Below are 14632 nucleotides of genomic sequence, written 5' to 3' on the forward strand. Positions count from 1 at the left end.
GAGGCTAAAGTACGAGATCGGCGGGCAGGGCCTGCTGGATGATTCGCCGTGCATTGGGGATATCATTGCCCAGCGCCCGCTTGCGTGCAGCAGCTTCCGTCAGACCCTGATCGCGCCAGCGCTGGATCAGCCGTGCTTCCAGTACGGACAGTGGCACGTCCAGGCAAATAGACAGATCCCAGTAGCCGGGCAGTTGCGACCAGGGGTGCTCGTCGAACTGCAGATAGTTGCCTTCCACAATCAGAATGCGGTGCTCGGGGCCTATACAGGCGGCGCCGGCGACAGCAATATCGCGGCTGCGATCAAACAGCGGGATAATGACCTCAGGCTCGGTGGCCAGGCGCCGGATCAGGTGAAGAAAACCACTGGCATCGAATGTCTCGGGGGCGCCCTTGCGGGGCAAAAGCCCGCGTTGCTGCAGTATCGCATTATCAAGATGAAAGCCGTCCATGGGCACCAGCGCTGCGCACGGGCTTTGGGCATTAATCGCCCTTGTCAGTTGCTGCGCCAGCGTCGATTTACCCGACGCCGGCGCCCCGGCCAGTGCGACCAGGGTGCGGATGCCGCTGGGGCGCAGGGCCATAATTCGCTCGGAAAGGGAGCTTAGATCGAACGAATGCGTGTAAGGCATCTTTGGATTTCCATTGGTGATAAGTACTTGTCATGCAGCGCCGGGGGCTGTCCAGAGGGTACTTCATTGAGGCGCTGGCTTCAGCCTTACCAGACGTGCGCGGTTTTCGTCGGTGAGCAGGTAAACATCGCCATCGGGGCCGACCTGTACCCTGCGGATGCGGCCGAGTTCGCCGCGCAACAGCTGTTCTTCGGCCACCCCCTCGCCATCGCGCAGAACAGCTCGTATGTCAGCGCCAGACCCAGCAGCCCGCACGGCGCTGGCTGCAGCTGCTGGCGCCTCGGTGAGCGTAGCGATCAGCAGCCAGAGGCAGAAGATTCGCAACAGGGTGTGCTCCTGTGTGGTTCCAGGGTCATGCGGTTCAGTGTAGACAGTGGCACGCAGGACAGGCGTAACCACATCCAAAGGTTCCTGACGGTTCCTTGACCACGGGCTGTGCGTGGTTCGCTGCAACGGTGATGCCGGCGGGGCCTGTGAGGCTTTTGTGACCATTGCTGACCTACCCTTAAGGCAGGTGTCAGGGGAGATTACGATGGCCGGGCGTGTACTGGTGATAGAAGACAATTGCGATATTGCCGAGCTGGTCAGGCTGCATCTGCAGGACCTGTCGCTGCGGGTCGATACGGCCGCTGACGGTGTCCGTGGGCTGGAAATGGCCCGCGCTGGCGTGTACGACCTGCTGATTCTGGATCTCATGCTGCCGGGACTCGACGGCCTCGAGATCTGCCGCCGTTTGCGCAGTGGCGACCATTACCTGCCGATCCTGATGCTCACCGCCCGTTCGTCCGAAATGGATCGCGTACTGGGACTGGAGCTGGGGGCCGACGACTATCTCACCAAGCCGTTCAGCATTCGCGAACTGGTCGCCCGCGTCAGGGCCATTTTCCGGCGCGTCGCCGCGATGGCTGATACCGGCGCAGCGCCACTGCGCATCGAGCACGATGGCCTGCTGATCGATTGTGACAGCCGCAGCGTCAGTCTGGATGGCCGTCCGGTGCAGCTGACCGCGCGCGAGTTCGATCTTCTGCTTCATTTCGCCCGTCATCCCGGTCGGGTCTATCGCCGTGAGCAACTGCTGAACGAGGTCTGGGGAGCGAGCTACGAGGGGTACGAGCATACCGTCAATTCCCATATCAACCGGCTGCGGGCCAAGATCGAACGCAATCCGGCTGATCCGCATTTTATTCTCACGGTCTGGGGCGTCGGCTATCGCTTCACCGACCCAACGGGAGAATGCTGATGCGCTCCCTCTATGGCCGGCTGGCGCTGGTGCTGGCGCTGCTGTTCATGCTGCTCGGGGCCGGGGCGCTGCTGCTGCTGGCCCGGACCACCGAAGGCTATCGCCAGGAGACGAATCAGCGCCTTAACCTCGATCTCGCGAGCCAGATCGTGCAGGAGCGGCAGCTGTTTCAGGCCGGTCTGATGGATCGCGCTGCGCTGGAGCATATCTTCCATATGCTGATGGTCATCAACCCCCGCATCGAGCTTTATCTGCTGGATCCCGACGGCCGGATCCTGGCCTACTCGGCGCCGCGGGGCCGGGTGCAGCGCGAGCAGGTTGATCTGGCGCCGATCAAACGACTTTTGGCGCAGCCCCGGGATCTGCCGCTGCTCGGTGATGACCCCCGCAATCCCGACGGCGGCAAGGTCTTTTCGGTGGCGCCGGTGTTCGAGCAGCAGCAGATGCGTGGCTACCTCTATGTAATCCTCGCAGGCGAGGCCGAAGCTGGCATGATGCAGCCGCTGATGGGCAGTGAGGTGCTGCGCCTGAGCGCGCTGGCGCTGGGGGTCGGGCTGCTGTTTGCGCTGCTTGCCGCGCTGATCCTGTTTCGCTGGATCACTCGTCCGTTGCGCCAGCTTACGCGCCAGGTGGCGACGCTGGAGCATTCCGATTTCCGCCAGCGGCTGCCGGATCCGGCCGTGCGCGGCAGCGATGAAATCGCTCAGCTGTCGCGCACTTGCCAGGCCATGGCCGAACGCATCCGCGATCAGGTCCACAGACTCGAAGACACTGATGCGCAGCGACGCGAACTGATAGCCAATGTGTCCCATGATCTGCGCACCCCGCTGGCCTCGCTGCAAGGGTATCTGGAAACCCTGCAACTCAAGCAGCAAACGCTTGACGACGAACAGCAGCAGCGCTATCTCAGGGTCGCACTGCGGCAGTGCTTGCACCTGTCGCGGCTGGTCAGGGATCTGCTGGAGCTGGCCAAACTGGAGGCCAACGAATTTTGCCCGCTGCTGGAACCCTTTTCATTGCCGGAACTGGTGCAGGATGTGGCGCAGAAATTCGAGCTGCGGGCGCAGCAGCAGGGCGTGCAGATCCGTTTTCGCTGCGCTGAGCAGGTGCCCTTTGTGCGTGGGGATATCGCGCTGATGGAGCGGGTGTTCGACAATCTGCTGGCCAATGCGCTGCGTCATACGCCGCGGGACGGGCAGATCCATCTCGCGGTACTGAATGGGGGCGCCCAGGTGAAGGTTGAGGTGATCGACACCGGCTGCGGCATCGCGCCTGAAGATTTGCCCCACATCTTTGACCGGCTCTACCGTCCGACCGGTGCGCGCAACGATGGCGGCGCCGGGCTTGGCCTGGCCATCGCCCAGCGGATCATGGCGCTGCACGGCAGCGTGATCAGGGCGCAGAGTCGACCGGGCGGCGGCAGCGCCTTCGCCTTCGAACTGGCGGCCGACACCGGGCATACGCCTTCGTGATCAAATCGTGATCTTCCGGTGAGGACTGTGTTATAGGCGCGGGTACATGCTGATACCGACTCACACAGAAACGGAGGTTGATCTGATGAAACTCAAAAGCTCCATCCCGGCTGCTATCGCACTCGCCGCGCTGCTGTCGGCACCCCTGCTGCAGGCGGGCCCAGGCGCGCCGAATTTTGGTCCTGGCGTCTATGCCGACGGTGTGGCCTGGGGGTCCAAGGGTACCACCGGGCTGCCGGCGCCGACCGATGCCAATCTGCAGTCTTTCGATATCCTCTATGCGTTCACCAACTCCAATAATCCTGAAGGCCAGCTGGCAGTGGCGGAAGCCGCACCTGGCAACCGGGATTACAATGGCGGTCGCTGGTTTACCCATTCGGTGGAGTGGACCGAGGCCGGTTTCCTGGCCCATGGCATAGTGCCGGTGCTGAAGTCGGAGGCGGACATCGTGCTGCACGAGGATCTGGGACACCTGGTGGTTACCCCCGGCTCCTTTCCCGAGGGTCCGCCGGTGTATTTTCAGTGCCCGCTGCTGCCGGTAAAACCCTGATCCTATGGCGTTGATCCGGCGGCGCTGATCCGGGACGGCTGCATCAGCCGGCGATCAGTTCGCGCCAGGCGTGCAGCACGTCCCTGAAATCGTCCAGTCCGCAACCGGCCTCGAGTTCGTCGTTATAGAAATCGAGGTCCTCGAGGCCGGTGTCATCGGTGGTGTCATCCAGACTATGGGCCCGCACCCGTACTTCCTCCCGATCGAGTTCCAGACTGAACTCGCTGCCATCGAGCCGGTACTCCATTCGCTGGCGTTGCTGCAATTGTCCGATGGTGTCCAGCAGCTGCTGCAGCTGTTTCTGATCCTGCCCGAGCTCTTCACACAGCCAGCGGCCGATGGCCTCATGGCCCATCGAGAATTCGGCAAAGTAGCGACCGATATCGTCGCGGCCAAAGGTATATTCCACAAGCGTTCTCTGCACAGATCAAAAGGCGTCATATTACCCTGTTTGGATCGGCACGGGGTAACAGTGGCAGCGGTCTGTCGGGGCTCAGCTGGTGCACTAGACTTTCAGGGTGGGGGCGACAGGGCGCCCATTCAATCGCGAAATACGGGAGGCGGACCTATGAATACACAGGAAGAGGTGGAGTTTTATTGCCCCTACTGTGGCGAGCGCATCAGTGTTCTGGTGGACTGCAGTGAAGCCGAACAGCAATACGTGGAGGATTGCCAGGTGTGCTGCAGTCCCATGGTGCTGGATATCCGGGTGGATGAATCCGGCGTGGCGATGGTGGAGGCCATGCAGGAGAATGAATAGTCGCGTTTAGCGGCCTTTGGCGATGCGCTGCAGTAGCTGCTCGAAAAGGTGCAGATGCTGTTCCAGCTCGGGTGTTGCCTGGCGGGCAAGCAGTTCGGCGCCGCCGTCTGCTATGGCGCCGATCAGCATCAGATTGTCCGCCATGTCGAAGCGCTCGATCGTCATGCCCTGCGGATCTGTGTCCGTTGTCGCGTCGCCCTTGGCGACCCGGTCGGCGTAGAGGCGTCCCTCCAGGCTGTAACCCCATACCGGCTTGCCCAGCCCGGTCATAAAACCCAGCTCAAACGCGGTACCTGCATCCAGGCTTGGGCCGCGAAAGGGCGTCATGTTGGCGACAAGCAAATCCGCCTGCTGCATCAGACCGATGTTGGCGCGATAAATCGCCATCCCAGCCTCGCGGGGCGCAAGCCCTGTGAGTTGCAGTGCGCTATCGAGCGGAAACAGACCCTCGAAGCCGTAGCGGGTGCAGAGTTCGACCTTGGCGGCGCCGGCTTCAAGCGCATTGGGCCAGAATACATCGGGACCGGCGATATAAATTTTGCGTACAGTCATGGGGCTACCTGAAGGGAGCGTGGCATCGGGCTGTATGATGCCGTATCTGGGCTCTGGATGCATGGAGGTTGCGGCATCTTTTAAACTGCCTGTTACACCTCGTCCAGTACGGCATCCACGAAGGCCCGCTGTAAATCGCGGGTGCTGGGAATGACCCAGGTGGGTGTCTCATAGGTAAAGGCGTTATCCGGTTTTTCCCGGTAACTGGCGCTCGCCCGTGCGCCCAGTTCAATATCCAGCGGCAACTCCTTGCGGGCGATGTCCAGACGTTCGGATTCCCACAGATCGATGGAGCCTATCAGTGCATCCAGTTCGACGAAGATCCTGCCGCCCAGGTCGAGGTAAACAGTCGGGCTCACGACGGCATCGAGTCGTGCGGTGACCGCAAAGCCGCTGCGAACATTCCAGGAAGGATGAACCACGGCGTCGAGTTCGCCGTTCAGCATGGCGCCCACGGTGAGTTCGATCTCGCCCCCGCCGCGTATCACCAGCACCCGGGCCGAGAGGCCAACCTGCAGCGCCCCTTCGAGCCCCGCCTGCGCGTCCATGTGCAGTCTGGCGTTGCCTTCAACGGTGGTATCGTTTGGATTATCGAAGTTGTAGAAGACGTCCAGTCGCACATCCTGCAAGGTGAAGGGGCTGGTCCTGACATAGGCATTGAGTGAGCCCCCCAGGCGCAGGGCGACATCGGCGACGCCGATGGACGCCAGGGGGATGTCGACATCGAAAGAGGGGCGGCGACTGCGGGGCAGTTCCAGGTCCGGTGTTTGCTCGTCGCTGAGAATTTCGATGTCCTCGGTAACCTCCACCGCACCGCGCAGGCTGATACCGCCATCGCGGGCGAACTCCACGCCGGCGGTGGCGTCCAGCCAGGGCGTCAGTGCCAGGGTGACGCTGCCGCTGCCGTACAATACCAGGGCCTCGGTCGTCTGGCCTTCTACCGGGTTACCGTCTGCATCAATGGCCTGGTTGGTGACACCCAGGGTAACGGTGCCGCTGGCGATGTCGCGTTCAAAGGCGCTGCGCAGGGTGGCGGTGAAAATGCCATTCTCCAGGGCGCCGCTGAAACGGGTTTCGGTCAGCCCCGGTACTCGCGAGGTGTCCAGGTCCGCCTCGATCGATCCGCCCAGAGCCCATATGCCCTCGGCACTTTTGGCGACCAGGACATTGACTGTCGCGCTGTTCAGGCCCGGAACCTCGCCGGTCAGCTCGACGCCGCCCCTGACCTCCAGCCCCTGCGCTTCGCCGTAGGCCAGGTTGAGGCTGCCGCGGGACAGCCAGGGATAGCTGAAACCCACATCGCCGCTTCCGGTCAGCAGGCCTTCTGCCCAGTTGACGCTCAGGGTGCCGTCACTGACGCCCGGTATCAGGCCCTCCTCAAAGCCGACCTGGCCGCCAAAACTCCAGGCGCCGGCGCTGTACCCCACGGTTAGCGTGGCCGGGTTGAACAGCGTCGACTCGAAATTGAATTCGCCCGTGGCGGCGAGCCCGGTGTCCGGCAGCAGGCTGGCGGTAATTTCGCCCTGGCCGACATTGTCGATGCCGAAGTTGACCTGGCCCTCTAGGCTCCAGTCATTGTCCAGGCTGTAGGAGACCCGCAGACTGCACTCATCCACCGAGAAGGGTGCCGGAACGGCGATGTCTTCGGCGCTGAACTCCTTGAACACCGATACGGTACCGTCCGCGAGGCGGATGCCGATGGTCGTGGCCTCGCTGAAAAACGGCAGGCTGACGTTGATATTACCCTCGGCGACAATGCCGCGGTCGCCGGCCACATCGATGTTACTGAAGGTGATGGGGCTGAAGAAATTGGCCTTGAGATCGCTGATGGTGGTGCGCAATGAGTCCTGCAGTATCCCGCCGTAACGGGCACCGATAAAGCGGTTCAGGGGCAGATCCACCGGTTCCGTGCTTTCAAAGACCTTGTCCCGCTGGGAGACGTGCACGCGCAGATAGCCGAAATCCGGCGTCTCCACCACGGATTCCGGTTCCGTGCGGAAGTACTTGTGGGTAATGACCAGGGGCTTCAGCCAGTAGCGCTCGCGCGACAGGCTGGAGGGCACTTCCTGTTCTGCCGTGGTGTTGCCACTCCAGCTGAATTCCCGGCTTACGCCACCATTGGCGCGGGAAAATATCCGCGCAAGGCCCGGCCCGCCAATTTTCGTCGGGTCCGCCGCCACCACCGCCTGCAGGTGGGCGCCGCTTTCGATATCGGATCGAATCCAGAAGTCGGAGTTGCCGACACTGGGCCCACCGCTGCCGCGGGCGCCCTCGAACACCAGGGTAAAGCCGCTCTTGATGTCCCGTTCAGTGTCACCATAAACGCCATCGGTGGCGCTGATAAAGCCGCTGATCTTGTCGCTGATGGCCTCACGGACCATTCGACCCGAGGTGGTATTGGCATTGCCCTCCAGCAATTCGTAGTTCTCCAGTGCGTTGCCCTGCGGGCTGTGGGGCCAGTTCGCCAGCTGCAGTTCGACAATATGGTCGACATGGAAGAAGCGCGGCTGCGCCCTTGGATTCCTGCCGCCCCAGGTGGGGATCAGGAACTCGGTGGCCAGGCTGTCCAGGGAGCCGACGTAGTAGCGATTCTTTCCGGCCCTGGTGCGCACTTCGAAAACGTGCTGGTCGCCCTCGGGCATCTCGCCGGCGTTGGCGGCTTTGAGCTTGTTTTCAAGCGCCTCACGAATGGTGCTTTTATCCAGCGACGTCAGCCAGTTGTCCCGTTGGGCCGGATCGTTTTCGCCGCTGCGATCAACACGTTCGCCTTGTCCGCGCCGCAGGGGCGACAGCGCCTGGTAGCGGGCGCGGCGATGGCCGCTGTTTTTAAACGCCGGGATGGTGATGCTGGACCAGGTGATGGTGCTCGCCGCGGTATCCACCAGCCCGGTATTCTTGTTGCCTGCCACCGCAAGAGGCTCTGCGGCTTGGTCAGACGGGGGTTGCGATTCCGTGGGATCGCGCTGGATCAGTTTATGCTGCAGCGCTGCGCTGCCGCGGCGTTGCTGTACTACGTGGGTCAACTCATGGGCCAGCAACTGCCGTCCTGCTGCCGTATCGGGCTGATACTCGCCGTCGCCGAAAAAGACGTCCTTGCCGGTGGTAAATGCCCGTGCGCCAAGGCCAGAGGCCAGGCGGTGTGCGGATGGGGAGTCGTGGATGCGCGTGTCGGTAAAGCGAGTGCCAAAGCGGGGTTCCAAAAAGCCTCTGGTGCTGGCCGACAGGCTTTCACCGCCACCCCGCGCGGCCGTGATATCCCGCTCCACAGGGCTGCTGATGTCGCCTACAGGCCCATCGGCGCTGGCCTGCAGCAGTTCCTCGTCTTCCTCGTAGGTGGAGGCGGTGCCCTCGGGCATTCGCTGCACGCTGCCGGTGTCGAGGGCACTGATACTGACCGCCTGCGGTCTGTCGGCCGTAACCCGCTGGGCGACCTGATCCGCCTCTCTTTCGTAGCGGTCGTTGGCCTCCCCAACCTGCATTTTTGTCTGCAGGGCCTGACCTTTCACTGAACGCTTTAACAGCGTTTTGACCGCACGGGCCTGAGTGGCGCTACTGCTGCCACCGGGAGCGGTTTTGTGGGGCGAACGCTGGGTGTAGGTAAGCATGTCAGTAAAACGCCTTGCCGTAGTTGGCCACCAGCCAGTCGGTCAGGGTCCTGTCCTTTTTGCTGTCACCCAGCAGAGCGCCGTAGGATTGGATGGCGTCGTCGATCAATCGGTCGCTGGCTTTCTTTATTTCGGACTTGTCCCTGGGTGTCAGGGCCAGTTTGACTGATGCTGAATGGGTGCCTGTATCACTGACCACTCTGGCGATGCTTTCTGCCAGCACAATATCCAGTTGAGTCACGGTTTCGTTGCCGGCTGTCTGGCGGTGCAGGCTGAGCCCCATTACCTTGGATATTTTTTTCAGTTGCGCAAGGTCCGTTTTGAATTTGGTCTCCTTCGATGCCAGCAGATCCTTGCGGTGTTTGACCAGCGCAAATTGCACCTCGACGGCGGCATCCCAGCCGTGGCGAAAGTATTCAGTCGTTGCGAGCCGGACATCATCTTCCAGGGTTAAGGCCGCGCCACTGACCGCCTTGCCCGGGGTAAACTCGGTGTCGTTGCTGTAGGCGCCGGTGTTCAACCAGCGGCGCACGAATTCCTCGTAGTGGGCCGCGTTATTCAGCTTGCGGGATTCCGCCATGCCGGCAAACGCATCCTTGCCGGTACTCGGAGGGTAGTAGCCGTGATCCTCGATGGCGCCATCGGCGAGGTGGGCGGCTTCGTGCACCAGGGTGGCAACGGATTCCTTGCTGTCGGTCACCTTCGCCACATCGGGCTCCAGGTGAATAACCTGGTCATCAAAATCCGCCCAGCCGCCCAGGTAGAGTGCGGCGTCATCCCGGTTGTAGTCGGTATTGACGCTGCTATCGAGGGTCGCCGTGCTGTCGACAAACGCCTGCAGCCTGTCTCCCGCCTTTTTATAATTGCTGGCGGCATCGGCCTGCTTGCCGCCAAATATACGCGTGAGCATGGTTTTGGATGCCTGCGCCTGGCGGATTATCCTGATGGCCCATTTCATGGCCGAGCGCAGCTTCGGCCGGTCCTTGTCCTTGATTCTGGCATTGGTATCCAGCACCGACATATAGATGACAGTGCGATCACTGGTGTCGACTGCCGCTTCAAAGGCGCTCTGATCAATGCTGCCCGGCGCGGGGAAAATGGCATCCAGAAGGCTGTCCAGGGAGTCCTTGCTTTTCAGTCGGTTTTCTTTTTTAAGGCGGATCAGGGCCGTTTTTACGAGTTCCTTCAACTCGGCCTGGTCGATCCCCAGGGTTTTGCTTTGGCTAATATCCCTGAGGTTGCTGAATCGGGGCAAGCGGTAGCGACGCTGTCCGCGGCCAAAGTACTGCTGCCTGACGGTGTCCGGAATTTCCAGCGAGACACGACCTGCGCGGGCGATACTGGCGGGCGCTTGTGCCTGCTGAACGCTTAGCGGTGGTGTCGGCACGGCAGTGGGTGCACGACGCTGAATGCGCATGCCATCAAGCCTCCTTCAATCTGGCCTTGGCGGCGGTGTTTATTTTCTTCGCCGTGGCGGCGTCGATACCGCCCTGGACCAGTTTCGCGGTCGTTATCTTTGACAGTTCCTCTACGGTGCGAATATCCAGTTCGCGCAAGGACGCATCCACTTCGGGTGAAACGTCGGCGATACTCCTGACCGGTCGATCCCGGGCAATCTCCCGGCTTATTTCAGTGCGCAGAGTTTTGATCTCTTCCAGATCAGTGCGCAGGCTGGTGAGACCGCTTGTCAGCTCGCGATTCTGTTCCGACATCTGGGTGAGCAGTGCCTGTTGCCGGTCCCTTTCGGTGCGGACCTGTTCGAGCTGTTGTTCCAGTGCGGTGATTTCAGACTCGGTCTGACTTTTCTGCACTTCGAGCGCCTGCAAATCCTGACTGGTTTTATCCAGTGCAAGTGCAGCCTTGCGCGTTTCCAGCGCCGCTATTTCTTGCGTGGGCAAACTGAGCTCCGACGGCGCTTTTTCTATGTGGTAGAACTGAACAATGCCGTCTTTTTCGATCAGCGTGACCTTGCTGCCGGGTTCGATCACCTGGGGCGTGCCGGCAAAGGCGCTGGCGTAGTTGCCGGCATAGCGTTTGTCATAGGTCTCGACGGTACCGACTTCGATGCCTCTTTTTTCGAACTCGGCCGTGGTTGTCGGGGTGTCGCTGCCGATGTAGCTCTGCTTGGATACCCCGGGCTCCGTGGTCTGGGCGCCCCTGGCCTGCTGCACGCCTGCGTCCATGAAGGTCCTGGCGTAAAAGTTCAGGGATGTTTTCTGTTGTGCCCACAGGGCTTTCATATCGGTGCGGTTGTAGGTTCTCTGGGTTTTCCTGAGGCTGCCCGCATCGGCCAGCGCTTTATCTCCACCCTGATCGCCGGTTTTGGGCTGCGGCAATACCTTGGCCCGCAAGGCGCCAAACAGATCCGGCAGCACCGCGCAGCAGAATTTTGCGATGCCCTGTTTGAGCAGCGGCAGGACGGGAATGAGCGAGGCCCAGTATTCCACCGTGGGGAAGCTTTTTACGGTCTTGCGCTTGTCGAAATTGCACACCTTGTAGACCTGCCCGTCGCGAACTTCTACGGTCGCCAGCCAGAGCTTGTCGTTATCATCGCAGCTCGGGCACTTCACCAGCAGGTGATGGCAGAAGCAGTCCTTGAGGTATTGCAGAACATTGGAAATCAGGCCCCAGAACGCCAGCAGAACCGCATAGCGATAGTTTTCCAGTGCCGTGTTGAAGGCGAGCGTCGGTGCAAGCTCGGTGACCGGCGTTACGGTGATGGTCTTGCTGACGAAATTAAGCGTGTAGATCGATTCCGTCGCCGCCGAGGCGGCCATGTCCAGCGGGCCCACCTGCACGGGAATGCGGGAACTGGCGGTGTGGAGGGCATCGCGATCCAGCGGGTGGAGGCGGCATTCGTTTTCCACGGCCACCAGCAAACGCTCGCTGGGTGCGTGCCAGCGAAGCCAAAGAGCCGAGTTGCCGAGCCCGGTACCGCCAGTTTCCTCGAGACCGTCCGCGCTCAGGGGCAGCCGATAGGCGGACACCCGTTTGGCGGCACTGGCCGAAACCTGGGTAATGCAGTAAAGCCGTGCACCTCGTTCGCCGCTGTCATCCGCCGGGCTCATGGCCAGGTTGCCACTGCCGAACAGGCTTTGTCCCAGTGGATTGCGCAGCGCGCTGGTGACCTGGGGGCTGAGATTTTCCCCGCTGGTCTTGAGGTCGCACTGAACGATGTTGCTATACAGGCCGTCGCTGGCGGTTTCGTCCGTGGCGCCGCACCAGGCGGTCTGGCTGTCGAGGTCCAGCACGACCTGCCCGCTGGCATGAAAAGCATAGAAGGGCGTTAGCTGGGGCTTGGTGTCCGCCGCGATCACATCCGGCTCGACACGGTACAGGCCCTTGTCCTTGCCAATGGCATAGATCAGGTCCTTGTCCCGGTTGGCCATCAGCATTTCGGTGACCAGGATATCGCACAGGACGCTCGACTGTTCCCATTCGTGGGTTTCGCCGATGCGCGCCGCACCGAAGAGGGTGTCGGTGCCGCGCACGGCCGCACAGGCGTATAGCCTGCTGCCATCGTTGCTGAAACAGAGCGCGGTGATTTCGGCGCCCTTGGCCGCGGGCATCTGCAGGACGTCCAGCAGTTTCTTGGATTCCAGGTCAAAGCGGTGAATGCTGTTGTCCGTGCCGCCGTAACTATAGAGGTGCTTTTGATCCGGGTGCATGAGGACACGGGTGTGGTCGCCGCGGCTGAAGATGGTGTCGATCCGGTGCTCTTCGAAGGGGTAGGGCGGAAACTCCTCGTCCTGGAACATGGCGCAGAAGGTGCGGCTGCGCAGCAGTTCCCGCAACCGGTTATAGAAGGCCAGCAGAATCTGGTGTTCCCGCAGCGACGTCCAGACGAAGTGGCCGTGATTGCCGAATAAAAACCAGGCGATGAGATTGAAGACGCTGATGGTTTTGCGTCTCTGGTCGGAGATCAGAACCCCCTGTTCGGCTTCGGCTGCTTCCAGTTCGTCATCGTCCTGAAACCGCACTTCCGCGGACAGCGCCTCGACCAGGTCTTTCAGGCAGTGCTGGTAAAAATCGATCAGCAGGGTGCCGTCAAGCCAGGCGTATTTGTTGTCCTTGCTCCAGGGCTCCAGAACGAACTGCGGGTCTGGGTCTCCTTTCTCGATGCGCAGGCAGAAGGTGCCGTCGCCGTCCACCAGCAAGGGCTCGTCCCGCGCCTGTTCCAGCGCACTGATCATATCCAGTATCGGGACTTCTTTTGATTCTGGACCTTTCAGCACCAGGTCCTCCCCGTCGCAGCTGAGGGCGTATCCCGGGGTCACGCAAATGGAGCGGCGATCGCCTGCGCTGCCGGCGGATGCGTCTGCCGCTTCGCCGTGGTTCTGGCAGCACTCGGCAATCAGGCCGCAGACGATGCCCCAGCCGTGCAAGTGCTTGTTGTGCCACTTGAGATCCCGCTGCTGGCACAGGTGATCCAGGGCCTCCTGGACGTTGTCCACGCCGGGCATGTCGCAGACGCCGTTGTCGTAGCAGACGTCTTCTGCGCGGATATCGGTCAGTGGCGGAAACTCGAAGCGCTTGCACTGTTCGTTCTCGTAGAGTGTCAGTGCATCGCCCAGGACCGAGCCGATGGTCATGTAGTGGTGCTCGATGCCCTGCGGTGAGGCTCCGTCCAGCAACTGTGGATCCAGGGCATGCACCGATTCGCGCACCGCCACCTGCCAGTAGTCCCCGGTAAGCAGGGCATTGTCCTCCAGCGCCAGCGTCAGCGTGATTGCATCCAGCACCAGGGTGACAGTGTCGCCGTTGCTCACCCGGCCGGGCGTATTGGCGCCAAGCCCAGTGGAGAGTGCGACATTGCGATCGAAACCGCTGTCGAGCTGCCACTCGCCGGCCACCCGGTCAAAGGCGGCAAAGCCATCCCAGCGGCGCACCAGTGGCAGGTTGGCGGGTTCCGATCCCGCGGTAGGGAAGCCCTGGACCAGTTCGCCGCAGGTCGGTGTAAAACCCTCCACGAGGTGCCTGCCAGGATGTTTCTCCGAGGCGAACCCTGTGTCTGCGCCGCTGAAAAATTCGTAGCACCACGAGGCTTTGGCAAACCCGGGAGGCAGGCTGTCCAGGCTATGCTGCTCGGCGCCGTTTTCCGAAGACCACTTCAGCAGGACCCGGGACGGCTGCCCGCTCCCGTCGTAGCCGACCTGGTGTATTTCAACCCGGAACAGGTAATTGCCGATCTTTTCCTGCAGCGCCAGTTCCTCGGCACAGGGATCGCAAAGGTCTTTTTCGGTGCTGCCTTCGCGCAGTTCCAGGCTGAGCCTGGCATTGCCCGTCTTGGGATTGATCTGCGGGTCTTGCGGGTCGATGTCGGTGCTGCACCATTTGAGCTGGCACATGACCTGGCGTCTGGTGCAGGTGTCGGCCCCGTTGAGGGCCGGGTCGATAAGGTCGATATCCTCAAGCGCGGTGACGGTGCGCTCCCAGACATCGAGATAGAGGCAGTAGTCGCCCTCGGGAAGCGGACAGGCGGGGAAGTCCGCCTGGTTCTGAAGGTCATCCAGGGTGCCGTCCGCCGGTGCATCTTGCTTTACCGCGGGCAGCAGCCGGGCACTGATACCCTCGACCACGGCCTCCCCGTAATAGAGGCCGATCTGGTCTGCGGCGTCGCGTCGGATAATGCCGGTGTCTCTGGGGGTGCCGGTGAGTACGGTATGCAACAGCGCCTGTCGCACGCGTTCGCCATCAATGAGGTTGAGTTCATTCCAGTCGGCGTCTGTGAGCATACGGCCCATCTGCTGGAAGACGCCGTTGTAGCGTTTGGTGGCATCGAAGCTAATGCGCGACAGTTGAGTTTTCATAGTCGTTCCATC

At 61.5% G+C, this 14632-nt stretch carries 11 protein-coding genes; 4 read left to right on the forward strand and 7 right to left on the reverse strand.

Features of this window, described 5'->3' with window-relative positions; genetic code table 11:
• Positions 1-4 precede the first annotated feature (4 nt).
• Both MRS74_RS15860 and MRS74_RS15865 read right to left on the reverse strand, forming a co-directional pair.
• Positions 5-631 (reverse strand): nucleoside triphosphate hydrolase, encoded by a 627-nt coding sequence (locus tag MRS74_RS15860; RefSeq protein WP_254581252.1) that lies wholly within the window; start codon positions 629-631, stop codon positions 5-7.
• 63 nt (positions 632-694) lie between these two features.
• Positions 695-1030, reverse strand: a complete 336-nt coding sequence (locus tag MRS74_RS15865; protein ID WP_254581253.1) for a PQQ-dependent sugar dehydrogenase — start codon at positions 1028-1030, stop codon at positions 695-697.
• A gap of 133 nt (positions 1031-1163) precedes the next feature.
• Here MRS74_RS15865 and MRS74_RS15870 point away from each other — a divergent pair, with 133 nt between their 5' ends.
• The 3 genes from MRS74_RS15870 to MRS74_RS15880 all read left to right on the forward strand — a co-directional run bounded on the left by MRS74_RS15870 (position 1164) and on the right by MRS74_RS15880 (position 3893).
• The gene (locus tag MRS74_RS15870; protein ID WP_254581254.1) at positions 1164-1871 is read left to right on the forward strand and encodes a response regulator transcription factor; all 708 of its coding nucleotides are present in this window, start codon (positions 1164-1166) and stop codon (positions 1869-1871) included.
• Complete coding sequence (locus MRS74_RS15875; RefSeq protein WP_254581255.1) at positions 1871-3343, forward strand: sensor histidine kinase; 1473 nt, start codon at positions 1871-1873, stop codon at positions 3341-3343. The genes MRS74_RS15870 and MRS74_RS15875 overlap by 1 nt, the downstream gene beginning before the upstream one ends.
• 85 nt (positions 3344-3428) lie before the next feature.
• Entirely contained in the window at positions 3429-3893 is a 465-nt protein-coding gene (locus MRS74_RS15880; protein ID WP_254581256.1) for a hypothetical protein, read from the forward strand.
• A 43-nt stretch (positions 3894-3936) separates the two neighbouring features.
• Here MRS74_RS15880 and MRS74_RS15885 read toward each other — a convergent pair whose 3' ends face one another.
• On the reverse strand, positions 3937-4302 hold the full coding sequence (locus MRS74_RS15885; RefSeq protein ID WP_254581257.1) for a YacL family protein: 366 nt from the start codon (positions 4300-4302) through the stop codon (positions 3937-3939).
• A 159-nt stretch (positions 4303-4461) separates the two neighbouring features.
• Between MRS74_RS15885 and MRS74_RS15890 the strand changes: the two genes are divergently transcribed.
• A complete protein-coding gene (locus MRS74_RS15890) occupies positions 4462-4653 on the forward strand; it encodes a CPXCG motif-containing cysteine-rich protein (RefSeq protein WP_254581258.1) in 192 nt (63 codons plus the stop codon).
• Positions 4654-4659: 6 nt separating this feature from the next.
• On the opposite strand, the gene MRS74_RS15895 is transcribed toward MRS74_RS15890, so the two are convergent.
• The 4 genes from MRS74_RS15895 to MRS74_RS15910 form a co-directional block, all read right to left on the reverse strand.
• Complete coding sequence (locus MRS74_RS15895; RefSeq protein ID WP_254581259.1) at positions 4660-5205, reverse strand: nucleoside 2-deoxyribosyltransferase; 546 nt, start codon at positions 5203-5205, stop codon at positions 4660-4662.
• Positions 5206-5297: 92 nt separating this feature from the next.
• Positions 5298-8810: an eCIS core domain-containing protein gene (locus tag MRS74_RS15900; RefSeq protein ID WP_254581260.1), complete on the reverse strand. Its 3513-nt coding sequence runs from the start codon at positions 8808-8810 to the stop codon at positions 5298-5300.
• A 1-nt stretch (position 8811) separates the two neighbouring features.
• A complete protein-coding gene (locus MRS74_RS15905; protein WP_254581261.1) occupies positions 8812-10227 on the reverse strand; it encodes a hypothetical protein in 1416 nt (471 codons plus the stop codon).
• A 4-nt stretch (positions 10228-10231) separates the two neighbouring features.
• Positions 10232-14620, reverse strand: coding sequence for a DUF6519 domain-containing protein (locus MRS74_RS15910; protein ID WP_254581262.1), 4389 nt, complete (start codon positions 14618-14620; stop codon positions 10232-10234).
• Between the last annotated feature and the right edge of the window lie 12 nt (positions 14621-14632).

Source organism: Marinobacterium sedimentorum (assembly GCF_024267675.1).
GTDB classification, from domain to species: Bacteria; Pseudomonadota; Gammaproteobacteria; order Pseudomonadales; family Balneatricaceae; genus Marinobacterium_A; species Marinobacterium_A sedimentorum.

Excerpts from the sequence above, each read along its gene's own strand:
- MRS74_RS15860 (WP_254581252.1), bottom strand. The coding sequence starts at position 631 with ATGCCTTACACGCATTCGTTCGATCTAAGCTCCCTTTCCGAGCGAATT.
- MRS74_RS15870 (WP_254581254.1), top strand. The coding sequence starts at position 1,164 with ATGGCCGGGCGTGTACTGGTGATAGAAGACAATTGCGATATTGCCGAG.
- MRS74_RS15875 (WP_254581255.1), top strand. The coding sequence starts at position 1,871 with ATGCGCTCCCTCTATGGCCGGCTGGCGCTGGTGCTGGCGCTGCTGTTC.
- MRS74_RS15880 (WP_254581256.1), top strand. The coding sequence starts at position 3,429 with ATGAAACTCAAAAGCTCCATCCCGGCTGCTATCGCACTCGCCGCGCTG.
- MRS74_RS15890 (WP_254581258.1), top strand. The coding sequence starts at position 4,462 with ATGAATACACAGGAAGAGGTGGAGTTTTATTGCCCCTACTGTGGCGAG.
- MRS74_RS15895 (WP_254581259.1), bottom strand. The coding sequence starts at position 5,205 with ATGACTGTACGCAAAATTTATATCGCCGGTCCCGATGTATTCTGGCCC.
- MRS74_RS15900 (WP_254581260.1), bottom strand. The coding sequence starts at position 8,810 with ATGCTTACCTACACCCAGCGTTCGCCCCACAAAACCGCTCCCGGTGGC.
- MRS74_RS15905 (WP_254581261.1), bottom strand. The coding sequence starts at position 10,227 with ATGCGCATTCAGCGTCGTGCACCCACTGCCGTGCCGACACCACCGCTA.
- MRS74_RS15910 (WP_254581262.1), bottom strand. The coding sequence starts at position 14,620 with ATGAAAACTCAACTGTCGCGCATTAGCTTCGATGCCACCAAACGCTAC.